The sequence below is a fragment of the Nonomuraea sp. B10E15 genome, from assembly GCF_039871615.1.
Classification (GTDB): Bacteria; Actinomycetota; Actinomycetes; order Streptosporangiales; family Streptosporangiaceae; genus Nonomuraea.
Map to the genome: position 1 here is coordinate 1 of NZ_JBDPMB010000018.1, position 18173 is coordinate 18173.

An 18173-nucleotide genomic window follows, 5' to 3' on the forward strand; every position below is an offset into this window, starting at 1 on the left:
CCCGACGCCCGACGCCCGACGCCCGACGCCCGACGCCCGACGCCCGACGCCCGACGCCCGACGCCCGACGCCCGACGCCCGACGCCCGACGCCCGACGCCCGACGCCCGACGCCCGACGCCCGACGCCCGACGCTGTCGGGGATCGCGATGCCGACGGCGATCGGCTTGTGGCCGGCGGTGGCCCTCGGGTGCTGGGTCCAACCCCGGGGAGCGCCCGGCGGGACCTCCACGGGCATCATCTGGCGATGGCCGGCTGGCAGGCTGAGGACGGGAGTGCACTTTCTCGGCAAATCCTGCGTAAAAGCTCTCCGACGGTCGATGGCAGACGCGATGACCGGGGGCGGCGGACGCCGGAGTCGCGGGAGCCCCGACGCCGGCGGCGGTTCCGGCGCTTCGCGGGCAACCGTCCACAGCCTGTGGACGAGGTGTCCTCACCTCAGAGATCCCCGGTTTCGGTCGGCACGTATCATGGCCTTGTCATGACCGTAAACCAGAAGAAATTTCGCCTGTCAGGCCCCAAACCGGGTCGCTGGCAGGGATTTACTGGACGCTTGCACAATTAGCGGCCTTCAGAGCCTTCATATCCGTGGAGTGCCTGCGTAGACTCCCGGCACCGGCCAAGGTGATCTGGCGGAACGCGGATTCAACCGGAAGCGGCACCCACAACCCGGATGGTGCCGCAACACCCGCCGAGGAAAAGTGCAGCACCGCCCGGGCAGGACGACCGGTCTTGCCGAGGAGAACGATGAGCAGGCACATGCTGGCACTGGAGCCAGCGTCCAATCTGGCCCTGAGCGGAAACAATCTCACCATCGTGATCGTGGTCGCCGCGGTCGCACTTATCGCGCTAGCCGTCGCCGGCGGCCTGGTACGCGAAGTGCTGTCCGCCGGCCAGGGCACCGAACGCATGCAGAACATCGCGCGCGCCGTGCAAGAAGGCGCCGCGGCCTACCTGACCCGACAGTTCCGCACGCTGGCGATCTTCGTCGTCGTGATTCCCTTCCTGCTGCTCCTCCTCCCCGGAGAGATGGACGTCCGCATCGGGCGATCGATCTTCTTCGTGGTCGGGGCGGTGTTCTCCGCGCTGACCGGGTTCATCGGCATGTGGCTGGCCGTGCGCGGAAACGTGCGCGTCGCCGCCGCGGCCAACGACTCCGGCGAGAAGCGCGCCATGCGCATCGCGTTCCGCACCGGGGGCGTGGCCGGGATGTTCACCGTGGGCCTCGGCCTGCTCGGCGCGGCCGTGGTCGTGGTCATCTACCAGGGCAACGCCCCCGGCGTGCTTGAGGGCTTCGGCTTCGGCGCGGCGCTGCTGGCGATGTTCATGCGAGTCGGCGGCGGCATCTTCACCAAGGCCGCCGACGTCGGCGCCGACCTGGTCGGCAAGGTGGAGCAGGGCATCCCCGAGGACGACCCGCGCAACGCCGCCACCATCGCCGACAACGTGGGCGACAACGTCGGCGACTGCGCCGGCATGGCGGCCGACCTGTTCGAGTCGTACGCCGTCATGCTGGTCGCCAGCCTCATCCTGGGCCGCGTGGCCTTCGGCGAGGAGGGGCTCGTCTTCCCCCTCATCGTCCCGATGATCGGTGTGGTCACCGCGATCATCGGCATCTTCGTCACCGGGATGCGCGACCGCGACCGCAACGGCATGGCGGCGATCAACCGCAGCTTCTTCATCTCGGCCGCCATCTCGGCGGTGCTCGTCACGGCGGCCGCGTTCTGGTACCTGCCCAGCAGCTTCAGCGGCCTGACCGGCGCCGCCGTCGAGTCCACCGCCGACCCGCGGCTCATCGCCATCGGCGCGGTCCTCATCGGTCTGGTGCTGGCGAGCGCCATCCAGCTGCTGACCGGCTACTTCACCGAGACCAACCGGCGTCCCGTGCGCGAGATCGGCGAGAGCTCGGCCACCGGCCCGGCCACCGTCATCCTGGCCGGCATCAGCGTCGGCCTGGAGTCGGCCGTCTACTCCGCCCTGATCATCGGCGGCGCGGTCTACGGCGCGTTCCTGCTCGGCTTCGGCAACGTGACGATCGCGCTGTTCGCGGTGGCCCTGGCGGGCACCGGCCTGCTGACCACGGTCGGCGTCATCGTGTCGATGGACACCTTCGGCCCGGTCTCCGACAACGCCCAGGGCATCGCCGAGATGTCCGGTGACGTCGAGGGCGAGGGCGCCCGCGTGCTCACCAGCCTGGACGCCGTCGGCAACACCACCAAGGCCATCACCAAGGGCATCGCGATCGCCACGGCCGTGCTGGCGGCGACCGCGCTCTTCGGCGCCTTCCGCACGGCGGTCGAGACCGAGCTGACCGCGGCGAGCGCGGCGGTCAAGGAGACGCTCGGCACGTTCTCCTCGTTCAGCCTCAGCATCGACCAGCCCAACGTGCTCGTCGGCCTGATCATCGGCGCCGCGGTCGTGTTCCTCTTCTCGGGGCTCGCGATCTCGGCGGTCGGCCGGGCCGCGATGCGCGTGGTCTTCGAGGTGCGCGACCAGTTCCGCAACAAGCCGGGCATCATGGACGGCACCGAGAAGCCGGAGTACGGCCGGGTCGTCGACATCTGCACCCGCGACTCGCTGCGCGAGCTGGCCACGCCCGGCCTGCTGGCGGTCATGACCCCGATCGCGGTCGGGTTCGCCCTCGGTTATGCGCCGCTGGGCGCGTTCCTGGCCGGAGCCATCGCCTGCGGCACCCTGATGGCCGTCTTCCTGTCCAACTCGGGTGGGGCCTGGGACAACGCCAAGAAGCTGGTGGAGGACGGTCACCACGGCGGCAAGGGTTCGGAGGCCCACGCCGCCACGGTCATCGGCGACACGGTCGGCGACCCGTTCAAGGACACCGCGGGCCCGGCCATCAACCCGCTGATCAAGGTGATGAACCTGGTGGCGCTGCTGGTCGCCCCGGCGGTGGTCCTCTACGCGGGCAGCCCGGCGATCCGCATCGGCATCACCGTGATCGCCGTGGGCGTGGTGGTCGCGGCCATCATCGTGTCCAAGCGGCGGTCGGTGACGAGCGAGCCGGCCAACGACAACAACCGCGACAAGGAAACCGTCTCGTCGTGACCCGCTGAACCAGCGAACGCCCGCTCCCTCCCGGGGGCGGGCGTTCCGCTTCCCCAGGTCCCGCCCGGGGCGACGCCCGCTTCACCAGGGAGCTCCCAGGGGAACGTCTTCCACGGGAAGTCCGGGGTAGATCCGGATTTCCAGGGGAGTCGAGGAACCTGAGCATCCCGATGGGAGACTGGGCACGTGAACGATGACAAGCGGCCGAGCGGAGGCAAGGCCCTGGGTTTCATCCTGCTGGCGATGCTGGTCGTCCTGGCCGTGCTCGTCGGGCTGGCCACCTGGGCGACGAGGAATGGATGACCGGTGCGGACCTTGATTGTGCTTCGCCACGCGAAGGCCGCCCAGATCGCCGGCCTGCTCGACCGCGAGCGGCCGCTGACCGACCGGGGCGAGCGCGACGCCGAGCGGGCGGGCGACGAGATAAGGGCGGCCGGGTTCGCCCCCGAGGTGGTGCTCTGCTCGCCGGCGCTGCGGACCAGGCGCACGGCGGAGCTCGCCTTCCCCGACGCTGAGATCAGCTACGAGCGCGACATCTACGAGGCGTACCCGGACGAGCTGCTCGAGCTGGTGCGCGGGTGTGATCCGGGGCTGGGCACGGTGGTGTTGTGCGGGCACAACCCGGGCGTGCACGAGCTGGCGCTGGGGCTGGCGGGCGGCGACTACGTGTTCAGGCCCGGGGCCTTCGCGGCGATCGGGGTCGAGTCGCCGTGGGCGGAGCTTGCGCCGGGTGAGGGCCGTCTGGTCACCCGCTGGGATCCCAAGGAGGGCTGACTCAGCCCGCCGTGAGCACGCCGTCCTCGGCGTCGGCCGCCTCCACCTCGTCGCGCGAGATGCCCAGCAGGTAGAGGATGGAGTCGAGGTAGGGGGTGTTGACCGCGGTGTCGGCCGCCTGGCGTACGACGGGCTTGGCGTTGAAGGCGATGCCCAGCCCGGCCGCCGCGATCATGTCGAGGTCGTTGGCGCCGTCGCCGATGGCCACCGTCTGCGGGATCGGCAGGCCGGCCTCGCGGGCGAACCTCTCCAGCGCCCGCGCCTTGCCAGGACGGTCGACGACCTCCCCGACCACGCGGCCGGTCAGCCGGCCGTCGATCACTTCGAGCACGTTCGCCGCGGAGTAGTCGATGCCGAGCTCCTCCACCAGGCCGTCGGTGATCTGCGTGAACCCGCCGCTGACGATGGCGAAGCGGTAGTCGAGCCGTTTGAGCGTGCGGACCAGCGTGCGGGCGCCCGGTGTGAGCACGACCTCCTTGCGCACGTGGTCGATCACCTCGGCGGGCAGCCCTTCGAGCAGCGCCACCCGCCGCCGCAGGGACTCGGCGAAGTCGAGCTCGCCGCGCATGGCCTCCTCGGTGACCCTGGCCACCTCGTCGAGGCAGCCCGCGTGCGCGGCCAGCAGCTCGATGACCTCGCCCTGGATGAGGGTCGAGTCGACGTCCATGACGATCAGGCGCTTGGCCCGCCGCGACAGGCCGGTGCGCTGCACGGCCACGTCGACCTCCTGGGCGGCGGCTTCGGCGGCCAGCTCGACCCGCAACGACGTGGGGTCGGCGCCGGAGACCGACAGCTCGATGCACGTGACGGGCCACTGGGCGAGGCGTTCGATGCGGTCGATGTTGGCTCCGGCGGCGGCGATGCGGCCGGCGATGCCCGCGATGGCGGCCGGCTGCAGGGTGGCGCCGAGCACGCTGACCGACAGGCGGCCGCGGCGGCGCTGCTCCTTGGCCTGGGAGCCGGTGGACAGCTCCACCTCCATGCCGAGGTCTTCGGCCACCCGCTCGACGGCGGTCCACATGGCGCCGAGTGTCGTGCCGGTGCCGGTGGAGGGGCCGCCGGCGTAGGCGACGAGCACGCCGAGCGTGAGCCGGCCTCGGATGACGACCTGCTCGATGTCCGCAACCGTCACCGGAAAGCCGGACAGAACGGAAAAAAGCCGTGAAGTAACGCCCGGGCGGTCAGGGCCGTTCAATGTGATCAGGAGGGTGCGCTGGTCCACATCCAGTCACGGTACTGCGCCCGCTCGGATGCTCGCGAAGCAGGATGGGCTTTGGGACGCGGGTGTGACCATCGGAGTGCGCCGTCCACCGGCCCGCCGCCGCCCGGCAAAATATCGGCAAAGGCCGGGCATGTCGGCGCCGGCGAGGGCAGCGCAGGGCCGCAGGCCACAGGCTAGCTCCGCAGGATCAGGTGGGTGTCGCCGAACTCGTGCCACAGATACCGCTCCCGCAGCGCCGCCTCGTACGCGCGGGCCAGCACCTTCTCGCCCGCGATCGCGCTCAGCATGAGCAGGTGGCTGGAGCGCGGCTCGTGCAACCCGGTGATCAGCCCCGTGACGGCCCGCACGCCGAGCTCGGGCGTGACGACGTGCCGGGTCCAGCCCGCCGACGCGGCCACGCGCCCGTCCGCGCCGGCGGCCGTCTCCAGAGCGCGTACGACGGTCGTGCCCGCGGCCACCACCCGGTTGCCGCTCTCCCTGGCCAGGTTCACCAGCCGCGCCGTCGGCCCCGGCACGTCGTACCGCTCCGCGTAGGGCGGCTCGTCCTTCTCCGGCGAGGCCACGCCCGTGTGCAGGGTGATCGGCGCGATCCCGATCCCGTGCGCCACGAGCGCCGCCACCAGGTCGGCGGTGAACGGCCGGGCCGCGCTCGGCATCTCGGCGCTGCCCGGCACGGTCGCGAACACCGTCTGGTAGTCCTCGATCGGCCAGTCCCGCTCCACGTACGAGTAGCGGATCGGCACCCCGTGACCGCGCAGGTACCGCTTCACGTCCCGGTCGAGCTCGGCGCGCCACAGGCGCGGCGTCTCCCGTTCGATCAGCCGCAACGTCGCCCGTCCCGGCAGCGGCAGCCACTCGCCGGGCTCGCCGCCGCCGTAGGGCTCGGACGCCTTGGAGGTACGGCGGCGCAGCTCCACCAGCCACGTGCCGTCCTCCCGCGCGGTCGAGAAGTGCACGGCCAGCCGGTCCAGCCGGACCGCCGCCGGCAGGGTCGCCGAGTTGTTCACCACGATCAGGTCGCCGGGGTCGAGCAGCTTCGGCAGGTCGGAGAAGCGGTGGTGGAGGGGGTCCAGGTCGCCGCGCGAGACCATCAGGCGTACCGCGTCCCTGGCCGTCCCCCTCGCCTCCGGCGGCTCGTGGGCGGACAGGCCGGGCGGCAGCGAGAAGTCCAGCGCGCCGCTCAGCGACGCGGTCATTGGAGGCTCACCTTGCCGCTGGCCGCGCGGGCGGCGACCATGTCGTGCAGCGCCGCGGCGACCTTGGCGGGGTCGCCCGCCGCGCCGGCCTCCTCGGCGCCCACGGCGTCGGCCAGCATGCGGGTGTTCATCTCGCCCGGGTCCACCCACCAGACGCGCAGCTCGGGCTCCTCGGCGGCCAGCACGTTGGACAGCTGCTCCAGCGCCGCCTTGCTGGCCCCGTAGCCGCCCCAGCCCTCGTACGGGCCCGTGGCGGCGTCGGAGGTGACGTTCACCACCGCGCCCTGGGCCGCCCGCAGCGCGGGCAGCGTGGCCTGGATGAGGGCGAGGGGAGCGGTCACGTTCGTCTCCAGCAACGTCCTGAAGGCCTCCAGCGGGTAGTCGGCGAGCGGCGGCAACGGGGTGACGCCCAGGTCGCTGGCGTTGTTGACCAGCAGATCCAGCTCGGGAGCGGCCCCGGCGAGCCGCCGGACGTGCGCCGGGTCCCGCACGTCGCCGGGTATGGCGGTGGCGCCCAGCTCGGCGGCGACCCGTTCCAGGTCGTCCGCGCCGCGGGCGGTGAGTACGAGGTTCCATCCCGCTCCTGCCAGGGACCTCGCCAGGGCGAGGCCGAGGCCGCGGGACGCGCCGGTGATGAGTGCGGTGTTCGTCATGCCCACGACGTTAGGAACGCGACGTGCGGCGGGCATCGGGCTGAGGGCCGGACCGGCCCTGGAACGATGGTCCTAGGACCTTAAGGTAGGTGACGTGGCCACCGATCGAGACGCAGTCCTGCAGGCGGTGAGCTCCGCGGTGCTCGCGGTCACCCGCCACCTGTCGGTCCGCGAGGTGCTGCAGGTCATCGTCCGCTCGGCGCAGCGGCTGCTCGACGCCCGCTACGCCGCGCTCGGCGTGCCCGACGACGACGGGTCGTTCGCCGAGTTCGTCGCCGAGGGCATCACCGACAAGCAGTGGGACGCGATCGGGCCGCTGCCGAGGCAGCACGGCATGCTGGGGGCGATGCTCCGCGACGGGGTGTCCGCCCGGCTGCCCGACCTGCGTGAGGACCCGCGGTTCGAGTGGTGGCCGAAGGCGCACCCGGTCATGAAGGACTTCCTCGGCGTCCCGATCCGCGACGGCGACGAGGTGCTGGGCATCATCTTCCTCGCCAACAAGCGCACCCCCGGCGGCTTCACGCAGGAGGACCAGGACCTCCTCACGCTCTTCGCGGCGCACGCCGCGATCGCGCTGACCAACGCCCGCCTCTACGAACGCGGCCGCGAGCTGGCCATGCTGGAGGAGCGCAACCGGGTCGCCCACGAGCTGCACGACGCGGTCACGCAGAAGTTGTTCTCGCTCAGGCTGACCGCCCAGGCGGCGCAGGCCATGCTCGACAAGGCCCCCGGCAAGGTCGCCCCTGAGCTCGAACGCGTCCAGCGGCTGGCCGGCGAGGCCCTGACCGAGCTGCGCGCGGTGATCGTCGAGCTGCGCCCGGCCGAGCTCGACCGGCACGGCCTGTCGGAGACGCTGCGCAAGCACGTGCGCATGCTCGACCGGCTCCACCCGTCCCTGGTGGTGTTCGAGTGCGGCGAGTTGCCGCCGCTGGACCCGGCGGTCGAGGTGGCGGCGCTCAGGGTGGCCCAGGAGGCGCTGCACAACGCGCTCAGGCACTCCGAGGCGTCCCGCGTCTCGGTGCGCCTGGCATACGAGGAGGGCAAGCTGGTGTTGACCGTCGAAGACGACGGCAGAGGCTTCGAGCAGGCCGACTCGCGCGGGCTTGGCCTGGCGTCGATGCGTGACAGGGCCGAGTCCGTCGGCGGCGTCATGACCGTCGAGTCGGCCCCGGGTAGGGGGACCATGGTGTGCGTGGAGGTGGGCGCGTGATCCGGGTGCTGATCGCCGACGATCACCCGGTGGTGCGTCAGGGGCTGCGGACGTTCCTCGATCTCCAGGACGACATCGCCGTGGTCGCCGAGGCGGGCGACGGGGCCCAGGCCGTCGAGCTGGTCGGCGAGCACTGCCCCGACGTGCTGCTGCTGGATCTGAAGATGCCCGTGCTCGACGGCCTCGGCGCGCTGGAGCGGCTGACCGGCACGGCGACCAGGATCGTCGTGCTGACGTCGGTGAGCGACCGGTCCGACGTGGGCCCCGCGATGCGCGCGGGAGCGTCCGGGTTCCTCTACAAGGACGTTGATCCGTCCGCGCTGGTCCAGGCGGTGCGCGCGGTGCACGGCGGCCAGGTGCTGCTCGCCCCCGAGGCGGCGGAGGCGATGCTGGCCTCGCCCGACGGCGCGTCCGGGGTGCCGGGGCCGGTGCCGCTGACCGAGCGGGAGCGGGAGGTGTTGTCGCTCATCGCGGCCGGCCGGTCCAACAAGGAGATCGCGCGGAGCCTGGCCGTGGCGGAGAAGACGGTCAAGACCCACGTGTCCAACGTGCTGATGAAGCTCGGCGTGCAGGACCGCACCCAGGCCGCGCTCTACGCCGTGCGGCACGGCCTCGGCTGAGCCGGCTACTGGTTCCTGATCGGCTCGAAGATCGCGTGGTGGGCCGCCACGAGCGCGCGGCGTACCGCACGGTCGAGCTCGCGCAGGGCCGCTCCTCGCGCCGCGACCTGCGCGACCGTGAGGCCGCGGTCGTCAGCCAGGCGCAGTACGGTGGCCAGCCGCGTGGCGAGCGTGGCCACGCGGTGCGCGCGAGCCGGATAACCCGGCGCAAGCTCGCCGCCGCGCTGCCCCAGCCGTTCGGGACGGTCGGCAACCGGGCCGTCGACGGAGGCCAGCGCTTCGGTGGCCGACCGCATCGCGTCGGACAGGTCGCGCTCGGCCTCGGCGAGCGAGGGCAGGTCATGGCGTACGGGGCCGGAGTCGTGCACTTCCAGACGCACACCGACATAGGACGATCCGCGGCGGTCCGGCAGGGGCAGCAGGCCGGTGTTCCGGCCGTCGGCCACGGCGATCGCGGCCTGGCCGGCGTCGACCGCGGCCGAGTTGAACGGCGCCGGGCCCGACAGGCCCAGCGGGTCGCCGGGCGCCGGCAGGGCGAGCCGAAGCTCGCGCAGGCCGCCCACGCGGAGATCTGCGAGGTATTTACGCAACGGAACGTCGCCCGCGACGACGGGACCGCCGGCGGCTTCCACGTGGTCAGCCGCCTCGTCGAGGCCGACGTGACCGGCGAGCCAGGCGTTGCCCCAGGCGACCAGGGAGGGACAGACAGGCGATTCAGGGCGCACCGATCCACGATAAGCGCTCGCCCTGCAATAGGTTTGTCCCCGTGGGTGACTCCTGAAGGAGGGATCGGGGATGGGTGGTCAGGTGCTGCGGCTCCAGGACGTCGCCGTCAGGCGCGACGGAGCGGCCCTGCTGCGCGGCATCGACTGGACGGTCAACGAGGACGAGCGTTGGGTGGTCATCGGCCCCAATGGCGCAGGTAAGACCACGTTGCTGCAGGTCGCTGCCACGTTGCTCTATCCGAGTGAGGGCCTGGTCGAGGTGCTGGGCGAGCGGTTGGGGCAGGCGGACGTCTTCGATCTGCGGCCGCGGATCGGGCTGGCGAGCGCCGCGCTGGCCGAGCGCATCCCGCCTGAGGAGAAGGTCATCGACCTCGTGCTGACCGCGTCGTACGCGATCATGGGCCGCTGGACGGAGGAGTACGACTCCAACGACGTCACGAGGGCCGTCGAGTTGATCGACATGATGGGCGCGGCCCATCTGATCAGGCGGAGGTTCGGCACGCTGTCCGAGGGCGAGCGCAAGCGGGTGCAGATCGCCCGCGCGCTCATGCCGGACCCCGAGATGCTGCTGCTCGACGAGCCGGCCGCCGGGCTCGACCTGGGCGGGCGCGAGGATCTGGTGCGCCGTCTGGCGCTGCTGGCGGGCGACTACCGCTCGCCGACGCTGGTGCTGGTGACGCACCACGTGGAGGAGGTGCCCACGGGGTTCACGCACGGGCTGCTGCTCCGGCACGGCTCTGTGGTGGCCCAGGGGCCGCTGGAGCACGTGATGACATCCGACAATCTCTCCCACACGTTCGGCGTGCCGCTCTCGCTGGAGCGGAGCGGTGAGGGCCGCTGGTACGCACGTCCGCACTAGATCGCCATTTATGCCGATAAAGTCGCTCGTCACTGAGTAGACGTTGCGGATAGCGGAAACCAAATAAGATCTACGGAGTCGGTCCCCTCGACTTCGGAGCGTCGCCATGTCCATCGAGCAGCTCATCGTCGCCCTTGTCGTGGTCGCGGCGGTGGGCTTCGCGGTGGCCCGTACGATCCGCATCATCCCGCAGGCCACGGCGGCCATCATCGAGCGCCTCGGCCGCTACCACCGCACGCTGACGCCGGGGCTCAACCTGGTGGTGCCGTTCATCGACCGCATCAAGGACCTGATCGACCTGCGCGAGCAGGTGGTGTCGTTCCCGCCGCAGCCGGTGATCACCTCCGACAACCTGGTCGTCTCGATCGACACCGTCATCTACTTCCAGGTCACCAACCCCAAGGCGGCCACCTACGAGATCGCCAACTTCCTGACCGGCGTCGAGCAGCTCACGGTCACGACGCTGCGCAACGTCGTCGGCGGCATGGATCTCGAGCGCACGCTGACCTCGCGCGAGGACATCAACACCGCGCTGCGCGGCGTGCTCGACGAGGCCACCGGCAAGTGGGGCATCCGGGTCAACCGGGTCGAGCTCAAGGCGATCGACCCCCCGGCCTCCATCCAGGACTCGATGGAGAAGCAGATGCGCGCCGACCGCGACAAGCGCGCCGCGGTGCTGGCCGCCGAGGGGCAGCGCCAGGCCTCCATCCTCGCGGCCGAGGGCGACAAGCAGGCCTCGGTGTTGCGGGCGCGCGGCGAGGCGGAGGCGGCCGTGCTGCGCGCCCAGGCGGACGCCGAGGCCCAGGCCATGCGCGCCAAGGGGCAGGCCGACGCGATCGGCATGGTCTTCAGGGCCATCCACGAGGGAAAGCCCGACCAGCAGTTGCTCGCCTACCAATACCTGCAGACCCTGCCGGAGATCGCCAAGGGCGAGGCCAATAAGATCTGGATCGTGCCGTCGGAGATGGGCAAGGCGCTGGAGAATCTCGGCGGTCTCTTCACACCCCCCAAAAACTCGGACACCCAGTGAGCGACCCGCTGCGAGGGCCATCGCCCCGGCCTTAGGCATGGCCGGCGGCGGTCCGGCGAGCGGGTTTCTCGGGTCAGGGAGGGTTTGTGACGGGGTGGGAACTGGCTGCGGTCTGCGTGGCCGGGGTGATGGCGGGCGCCATCAACGCGGTCGTCGGGTCGGGGTCGCTGATCACGTTCCCCACGCTGGTGGCGGTGGGCATCGATCCCGTCACCGCCAACGTGTCCAACACGATCGGGCTGGTGCCGGGCTCCTTCACGGCCGCCTACGGCTACCGCGTGGAGCTGCAGGGCCAGCGCGAACGCCTGGTGCGCCTGGGCGCGGCCTCGGCGCTCGGCGCGCTGATCGGCGGCATCCTGCTGCTGTTCCTCGATCCCGACGTGTTCGAGGTGGTCGTCGTCGCGCTGATCGCGCTGGCCTGCCTGCTGGTCCTGGTGCAGCCCAGGCTCAACGCCTGGCTGGCCGAGCGGCGGGGGAGGGCGCATCCGCACGGCGGCCTGGCGTTGTGGCTGGGCGTGCTGGCCTCGGGCGTCTACGGCGGCTATTTCGGAGCCGCCCAGGGGGTGCTGCTGATCGGGTTGATCGGCATCTTCCTCGATGAGGGCCTCCAGCGGGTGAACGCCGCAAAGAACGTGCTCGCGCTGCTGGTCAACGCCGTGGCCGCGGTGCTGTTCACGGTGGTCGCGGATGTCGACTGGCAGGCCGTGGCCGGGGTGGCGCTGGGCGCGATGGCCGGCGGCTTCCTGGGGGCCAGGCTGGGCCGGCGCATCCCGGCGCCCGTGCTGCGCGGGGTCATCGTCTGCGTGGGAATCGCGGCCATTATCGTACTGGTGTACGGATAAATTTCCGGCTATCTGGGTATGAATCTGTACATGAAGGGTGATTGGGTGGAGATCGTCATTGACGCGGGAGGGTCACCGCGTACCTACGAGATCACGGCCACCCGCGCCGGCCGGCGGGTCGAGGTGAACACGCGGCGGGGGCTCGTCGAGGTCAGCGAGGTCACCAGGACCGGCACCCCGGTGCGTACGGCCCGGTTCATGTCCAGTCGCATCCTCGCCCTCGTGGAGCACCCCGCCGACGAGGTCAGCTGAAGTCCGCCGCGCGGTCCTCCGCCCACCGGCGGAACGTCAGCGCGGGCCGCCCGAGCAGCCGCTCCACCGTGTCGGTGACCCGCTCGGGGCGGGTCACGAACGCCTCCCATCCCTGCAACGCCAGGTCCACGAAGGACGGGTCGCCCCAGGCCGCCAGGAGCTGCTCGCGGGCCTCGTCCACAGGGAGTTCCTCCCAGCGCACCTCGCGGCCGAGCACCTCGCCGATGACGCGCACCTGCTCGGCCTGGGTGAGCTGCTCGGGACCCGTGAGCACGTATTTCGCGCCGTTGTGCCCGGCGGAGGTCAGCACGTGCACGGCCACGGCCGCGATGTCCTTCTCGTGGATCAGCGACCTGGCGGCCTGCCCGAACGGCCAGCGCACGACGCCCTGCCCGATCTGGTCGGCCCACATGAGCGTGTTGGCCGCGAATCCGCCGGGTCGCAGGAACGTCCAGCCGACTCCCGAGTGCCGGATCAGCCGCTCCACTTCCTGGTGGAAGTACGCCGGCTCCCGGTCGTCCGCCAGATCCTCGACGTCCGCCGACAGGTAGACCACGCGCCGCGCGTGCTTGGCGATCGCCGTGATCGTGCCCGCGGCGCCCTCGGTGGAAGGGCCGGGCCAGAGCAGGAACACGCTCTCCACCCCGTCGAGGGCGGGCTCCAGGGTCTCGGGGGAGGTCAGGTCGCCGCGTACGGTCTCGACGGGCAGTTGCGCCCGTTCGGGATCCCTGGCGAGCGCCCGGACCTCCAGCCCGGCCTTCGCGAGCCGGGTCGCCACATGCCTGCCAACGTTGCCGGTCGCGCCGGTCACCAGAATCTTTCCCATGCGGCGACCGTAGGACCTCAAGCAAACTTCAGGTCAACCCCGGGCGCACCTGGAGCGTGCCGTCGCGCCTCACGCGCGTCTCGAACATGGGCGCGGGGGCGGTCGCGGGGCCGTGTTTCACCGAGCCGTCGGCCAGCCGGAACGTGCTGCTGTGCCACGGGCAGACCACACACGCCTCGCCGTCCTCCATGACGAGCCTGCCCTGGTGCAGCGGCCCGGCCAGATGGGGGCAGCGGTCGCCGAGCACGGTCACGGCCTCGCCCCGGCGCAGCACGAAGAGCTGGATGTAGCCGAGCCTGCGCGCCACGGGACGGCCGTCGGGCAGGTCTTTCAGCGCGCACAGGTCGTGCCAGCCCAGCGGCACCAGGTGGGTGACCTGCGGGGCGTGGTTGGCCCCTGCCGCCTGCCGGTAGGCCAGGTGGCCGCCGAGGTAGGCGCCGAGGCTGCCCACGCCGAGCCCGGCGAACGACAACAACCGGCCGGGACGCTCGTGCCCGCGCATCCGTGCCAGCAGCGAGGCGGAGAACAGGCCGAGGGCGGCCACGTTCGACGCCATGTGCACGAGACCCACCCGCTGCTGCTCGCGGTGGAGGGACGACCAGTCGGTCAGTCCCGCCGCGGCCGTCGGCAGGGCGTTGGCGATGCCGGTGGCCAGCAGCAGGCGCGAGGCCCGGGGGTCGGCGCGCGCCAGGTCCAGCACGGCGGCCGACATCCAGCAGCCGAGGCTCACCGTGGCGAGTGGCGGGTGCAGCGGCTTGCCGGTGGGCACGCCGTGCAGCAGGTCGCGTACCCGTCCCTGGGGGATGCGCCGGCGCACGGCCTTCGCCAGCGCCATGACGGCTTTGTCCATGGCTCTCGACTTCTCGAGCCGATCGGCGAGGGCGACCGGCCCGGCGAAACCCCTTAGCTGCCGACGCTTCGCTCGCACTTCCTCTTTCACGACAAGTCCCCTACCCCGGCCATGAGGGCATCACTCGGACAGGTGACCTCTCGCCGCGGAGAGCTCAACCAGCTCCAGCGCGTACGAACCGAGCGAGGGCGAGCCCTCCTCGATGATCCGCACCTTCTCCCTGACCTGGGCGGCCGTCACCTTGAACAGCGGCCACGTGCCGCCCTCCGTGTGGTGGTTGGCCAGGATCGGGGCGAAGCGGTCGAGTGCCTTGGCGAACTTCGCCTCCGGCGTCTTCCTGGCCTCGAACTCGTCCCACAACTCCCGCATCCGCGCCGCCTGGTCGGCGGGCAGCAGGCCGAAGATGCGGTCGGCGGCGGCCCGTTCGGCCTCGACCTGGGCGGAGACGGCCACCGGATCGTAGAGGAAGGTGTCACCGGCGTCGATCTCCACCAGGTCGTGCACCAGGAGCATGGCCACCACCCGTTGGAGGTCGGTCCCCGGTGGGGCGTGCTCGCCGAGGATCATCGCCAACGTGCCCACGTACCAGGAGTGCTCTGCGGTGTTCTCCCGTCGCGAACCGTCGATGAGATGGTTGCGGCGGATGATCCGCTTCAACTTGTCGATCTCGATGGCGAAGGCGATCTGGGTGTTCAGGCGGTCCTCTTCTGGTGCGATAGTCACGCGCGACACCCTATTGTGCGGTGATCACCCGGGATGGTGAAATCCTGACCGGATCTCCGCTGAACAGTGCGTGACCACCCGGAACGTCGAGCGCATGGGGAAGCCCCGGAGCCCCCGCGTGGTCTCCGGGGCTCGTGCCCCTGGGGTAGGCGCGGTCCCCCAGGTCTAGTGGCCGGCCCGCGCCAGCGTCATGTCCGCGCGGAGATCAGGCGGCTCCTCGACGTCGGGTCGTAGCGAGATCCACGCTCGCCGGCCGTACAACCTGTCCAGGCCGGGGGAGGCCGTGCCCGGCGCCTCGTCGCGCCGGACGATCTCCACGATCAGGAACTGCGAGCGCGTGCGGTGCCGGTAGACGTTCGCGCTCCTGGCCCAGCACGCTGCGGCGATCTCCTCGCTGTACGCCTCGAACTCCTCGGCGCAGATCCCGGCCCTCGTCAGGATCAGCGCCTTCTCGCCCCTGGACGTGGGCGTGATCCAGAGCACCAGCGGGATCCGCCCGGCCCTGGTGTGCATCGTGGTCTCCAGGCAGACCCGCTGCAGGCGGTGCCGGGAGATCACGCACCAGATGTGCGAGGTGACCCAGTTGCGGCCGGTCCTGGTCGCGGCCGGCACCGAGATGGCGCTGCTCAGCAGGATGAAGGGCATCCACCGGCCCTCCTGGGCGGCGCCGAGCAGCGACAGCGTGAACAGCGTCAGCGCCGCCGCGAGCAGCAGCTCCGTACGGATCCGCCAGAGCCTGACGAACCGGCCGCTCCGGCCGGGGGCGGGCAGGTCCTCGTAGCCGGGGTAGATCTGGTTACGCGGGTTCCTCGGCACGTCAAGACACCTCCTCCGTCACGCGGTGCGGGAGGCGGAGCTGGTCGAAGCGCGGGTCGCGGTAGCGGCGGGCGCCGAGTCCCACCCGCTCGACGGTCCAGCCCATGCGGTGCGCGAACTCGTCGGGCTCCATGCAGATCTCCCGGTCGGCCCATGCGACGAGTTCCCGGATCCGGGACTTGATTCGGCTGAGTCCCTTGGTACCTTGTGAGTACATAGAAGACCCCTTTCGCGGCATTTTGAGGTGGCTTCTTGGCCGGTCCGACGGCTGATGGCCGGTCTCGTCGCAGGGTGGCAGCCCATATGCGGCGAGTCGGATATCGGCCTCGGACCGGCTTTTTGCGTGCTCGAATGAGCGGACTCTCGCTGCGCGGTCAGGCGATGAAGTGGTCCTTCCGGCAAGTGGCCTCCCTGGGGTGGATTCTCAGTTCCGGGACGGCGACGTTGCCGGCGAGGCGGCCCGCGTGAGGGCGCGCGATCGTGGGCGGAAGGCCTGATGCGTACGGCCGTGTGGTCATATCGGCCTCCTCACCATCCAAGGTCCCTCCTGAGATCGATCGTCCCCCTAGGCCTGCGATGCTGCAAGACTTTGGGCAAGGGAAGATTTAAGTTTCTTCGCGACTTGCTTCACGGCTTGCGATGCAACTTGCACGAGAAGAGTCATAGGTCGGTCGACCTGCCACGAACTCCGGCTTCGCCACCCCTACCGAGCCTGTCTTGCCCCTACGCTCTCCCCGTGAAAGCCTTCATGGCAAGGCCGTACGCGACTATCCATGCAAGTTGCATGTACGATTGGCCGTACGGCCCACAAAGCCGGGCCCCCAAACGACCCCTTCCGGCTACACCTTCATTCCCGACAAGGAGAGTGGACGGTGCCATCGCAGCAGGGCAGTCCCACAGTACGCAGGCTCCGGCTCGGGCAGGAGCTGCGCCTCCTCCGGGAGCGAAGGAAACTCACCGGCGCCAAGGCCGCCCGCGAACTCGGCTGGTCGGCGAGCAAGGTCAGCCGCATCGAGGCGGCCAAGACCATGCCCGTCGCCGACGACATCAAGGCCCTGGCCGAGCTCTACCGCGTCGACGGGACGAAACTTGACGAGCTCTTCGGCCTGTTGCGGGATGCGGAGCAGCGCGGGTGGTGGGAAGATTACGAAGACACTCTTCCTGAGGAATACACAAGATTCCTCGGGCTTGAGGCGGAGGCGACCTCACAACGATCGTGGGAACCACAGATCGTGCCCGGTCTCCTGCAAACCGAGGACTACGCGCGGGAAGTCATCCTGGCCTCCCGGGGCATCGCGCGCATCACGCACAGCGGTGTCCGGAGCCGCGTCGAGGCCCGCCTCGACCGGCAGCGTCGCGTTCTGCACCGGGCACATCCCTGCGCGCTCACGGTCGTGCTGGATGAGTCGGCGCTGACGCGCCGCTTCGGGGAGCCTTCGGTGATGCACGAGCAGATGGAGCATCTCCTGGAGATCTCCCTGCTGCCGCACGTCAGCATCCATGTCCTCGCCCTGGACGCACTTCACCCGGTGAACACGAGCGCGTTCATCCACCTGAAGTTCCGTGACTTCGACGACGTGGTCTATCTCGAACAGCTGTACACCGCCCACTTCGTCGAAGATCTCGAACGCGTGGCAGGCTATGAGGCGGCCTTCGGCCACATCAGGTCGGAGGCGCTGGATGAGGACGAGTCGCGCGTGCTCATCCAACGTAAAGCTATGCTGTGGCGGCGTTAGTAACACCGAAACCTCAACAAGGGGCAATGGGGCCCCTTTGTCTATTTGGGGAGAGCATGCACATCCAACCTGTCGAGGCGGCTTGGCGGAAGAGCACCTTCTGCAATGGCGCAGACGCCTGCATTGAAGTCGCACCCTTGGCCAACGGTAATGTCGCGCTGCGCGACAGTAAAGAGCAGGACGGCCCTGTCCTGGTCTTCACTCCGGCGGAGTGGGAGGCTTTCACCGCGGGAGTCCGTGACGGTGAATTCGACATGGCCACCCTAGGGGCCGGCGCATAGAGAACGGCCCTGGCGCGTTGCTGACACAACCTTCAGGGCCGTTCGAGACGAGGCCTGGCACGCCTCGCCGCACTCCGGCTCACCTGCAGACTTGAGCACAGAAGACCTTCCAATGATGGCACACCCACAGTCCGGTTGATCAAGCGGCACGCATCAGGTGCCCCCGATATCCGCGCGATCCCGCCTCCGTGACAGCGGCGCCCCGCACTCTTTTCTCAAGCATTTGTCGCCGGGGCCCGACAGGGCGAGATGAATGGCCGTCTCCCGGCCCGTTCCCGCGAAAAAAATATGGTGCGAACGGCCTGCGTCCTGGATGGGGCGCAGGCCGTTCTTGTGCGGTGGTCGGGAAAGGCCAGGCCCTGGGCGACACCCTGCGTGAATGGTGCTCCCCGTGTTCGACGACACGCTTTCCGAGCCGCCCGTGACCTCCGGCGGCCGACGTCGCTGATCAGGTGAGGTCGGTCGACGTCGGAGGAGGGCGCACGGCTGTCCGTGG

19 protein-coding genes are annotated in these 18173 nt (G+C 70.3%); 10 read left to right on the top strand and 9 right to left on the bottom strand.

The features are described from left to right. The first annotated feature begins 746 nt into the window (after positions 1-746). Both ABGB14_RS35865 and ABGB14_RS35870 read left to right on the top strand, forming a co-directional pair. Positions 747-3062 (top strand): sodium-translocating pyrophosphatase, encoded by a 2316-nt coding sequence (locus tag ABGB14_RS35865; protein ID WP_347648299.1) that lies wholly within the window; start codon positions 747-749, stop codon positions 3060-3062. Positions 3063-3368: 306 nt separating this feature from the next. Next, complete coding sequence (locus ABGB14_RS35870) at positions 3369-3836, top strand: histidine phosphatase family protein (protein WP_347648300.1); 468 nt, start codon at positions 3369-3371, stop codon at positions 3834-3836. A gap of 1 nt (position 3837) precedes the next feature. Here ABGB14_RS35870 and serB read toward each other — a convergent pair whose 3' ends face one another. The 3 genes from serB to ABGB14_RS35885 form a co-directional block, all read right to left on the bottom strand. Continuing rightward, complete coding sequence (gene serB / locus ABGB14_RS35875) at positions 3838-5058, bottom strand: phosphoserine phosphatase SerB (RefSeq protein WP_347648301.1); 1221 nt, start codon at positions 5056-5058, stop codon at positions 3838-3840. 173 nt (positions 5059-5231) lie between these two features. Next, positions 5232-6254, bottom strand: a complete 1023-nt coding sequence (locus ABGB14_RS35880; RefSeq protein ID WP_347648302.1) for an S-adenosylmethionine:tRNA ribosyltransferase-isomerase — start codon at positions 6252-6254, stop codon at positions 5232-5234. Then, positions 6251-6907: an SDR family oxidoreductase gene (locus tag ABGB14_RS35885; protein WP_347648303.1), complete on the bottom strand. Its 657-nt coding sequence runs from the start codon at positions 6905-6907 to the stop codon at positions 6251-6253. Before ABGB14_RS35885 ends, ABGB14_RS35880 begins: the two co-directional genes overlap by 4 nt. A gap of 94 nt (positions 6908-7001) precedes the next feature. Between ABGB14_RS35885 and ABGB14_RS35890 the strand changes: the two genes are divergently transcribed. Then, positions 7002-8117 carry a GAF domain-containing sensor histidine kinase gene (locus ABGB14_RS35890; protein ID WP_347648304.1) on the top strand — a complete coding sequence of 372 codons (1116 nt, stop codon included), beginning with the start codon at positions 7002-7004 and terminating at the stop codon, positions 8115-8117. Next, complete coding sequence (locus tag ABGB14_RS35895) at positions 8114-8737, top strand: response regulator transcription factor (protein ID WP_347648305.1); 624 nt, start codon at positions 8114-8116, stop codon at positions 8735-8737. Before ABGB14_RS35890 ends, ABGB14_RS35895 begins: the two co-directional genes overlap by 4 nt. 5 nt (positions 8738-8742) lie before the next feature. Here the strand turns inward: ABGB14_RS35895 and ABGB14_RS35900 are convergent, their stop codons facing one another. Beyond that, a complete protein-coding gene (locus ABGB14_RS35900) occupies positions 8743-9462 on the bottom strand; it encodes a hypothetical protein (protein WP_347648306.1) in 720 nt (239 codons plus the stop codon). Positions 9463-9532: 70 nt separating this feature from the next. Between ABGB14_RS35900 and ABGB14_RS35905 the strand changes: the two genes are divergently transcribed. The 4 genes from ABGB14_RS35905 (at position 9533) to ABGB14_RS35920 (ending at position 12445) form a co-directional block, all read left to right on the top strand. Continuing rightward, complete coding sequence (locus ABGB14_RS35905) at positions 9533-10321, top strand: ABC transporter ATP-binding protein (RefSeq protein ID WP_347648307.1); 789 nt, start codon at positions 9533-9535, stop codon at positions 10319-10321. Between the two features lie 106 nt (positions 10322-10427). Next, complete coding sequence (locus ABGB14_RS35910; RefSeq protein ID WP_347648308.1) at positions 10428-11351, top strand: SPFH domain-containing protein; 924 nt, start codon at positions 10428-10430, stop codon at positions 11349-11351. 86 nt (positions 11352-11437) lie between these two features. Further along, entirely contained in the window at positions 11438-12193 is a 756-nt protein-coding gene (locus ABGB14_RS35915) for a sulfite exporter TauE/SafE family protein (protein ID WP_347648309.1), read from the top strand. Positions 12194-12238: 45 nt separating this feature from the next. Then, entirely contained in the window at positions 12239-12445 is a 207-nt protein-coding gene (locus tag ABGB14_RS35920; RefSeq protein ID WP_246083453.1) for a hypothetical protein, read from the top strand. Here ABGB14_RS35920 and ABGB14_RS35925 read toward each other — a convergent pair. The 5 genes from ABGB14_RS35925 to ABGB14_RS35945 form a co-directional block, all read right to left on the bottom strand. Next, positions 12438-13271 carry an NAD(P)H-binding protein gene (locus ABGB14_RS35925; RefSeq protein ID WP_347648310.1) on the bottom strand — a complete coding sequence of 278 codons (834 nt, stop codon included), beginning with the start codon at positions 13269-13271 and terminating at the stop codon, positions 12438-12440. The genes ABGB14_RS35920 and ABGB14_RS35925 overlap by 8 nt on opposite strands. A gap of 28 nt (positions 13272-13299) precedes the next feature. Continuing rightward, complete coding sequence (locus ABGB14_RS35930; protein ID WP_347648311.1) at positions 13300-14121, bottom strand: Rieske 2Fe-2S domain-containing protein; 822 nt, start codon at positions 14119-14121, stop codon at positions 13300-13302. A gap of 120 nt (positions 14122-14241) precedes the next feature. Continuing rightward, positions 14242-14853 carry an HD domain-containing protein gene (locus ABGB14_RS35935; RefSeq protein ID WP_347648312.1) on the bottom strand — a complete coding sequence of 204 codons (612 nt, stop codon included), beginning with the start codon at positions 14851-14853 and terminating at the stop codon, positions 14242-14244. Positions 14854-15009: 156 nt separating this feature from the next. Further along, positions 15010-15660 carry a hypothetical protein gene (locus tag ABGB14_RS35940; RefSeq protein WP_347648313.1) on the bottom strand — a complete coding sequence of 217 codons (651 nt, stop codon included), beginning with the start codon at positions 15658-15660 and terminating at the stop codon, positions 15010-15012. Between the two features lies 1 nt (position 15661). Next, positions 15662-15877, bottom strand: a complete 216-nt coding sequence (locus ABGB14_RS35945; RefSeq protein ID WP_347648314.1) for a hypothetical protein — start codon at positions 15875-15877, stop codon at positions 15662-15664. 655 nt (positions 15878-16532) lie between these two features. Between ABGB14_RS35945 and ABGB14_RS35950 the strand changes: the two genes are divergently transcribed. Both ABGB14_RS35950 and ABGB14_RS35955 read left to right on the top strand, forming a co-directional pair. Further along, positions 16533-17396: a helix-turn-helix transcriptional regulator gene (locus ABGB14_RS35950; protein WP_347648315.1), complete on the top strand. Its 864-nt coding sequence runs from the start codon at positions 16533-16535 to the stop codon at positions 17394-17396. Positions 17397-17452: 56 nt separating this feature from the next. Continuing rightward, on the top strand, positions 17453-17677 hold the full coding sequence (locus ABGB14_RS35955) for a DUF397 domain-containing protein (protein WP_132637975.1): 225 nt from the start codon (positions 17453-17455) through the stop codon (positions 17675-17677). Positions 17678-18173: the final 496 nt, after the last annotated feature.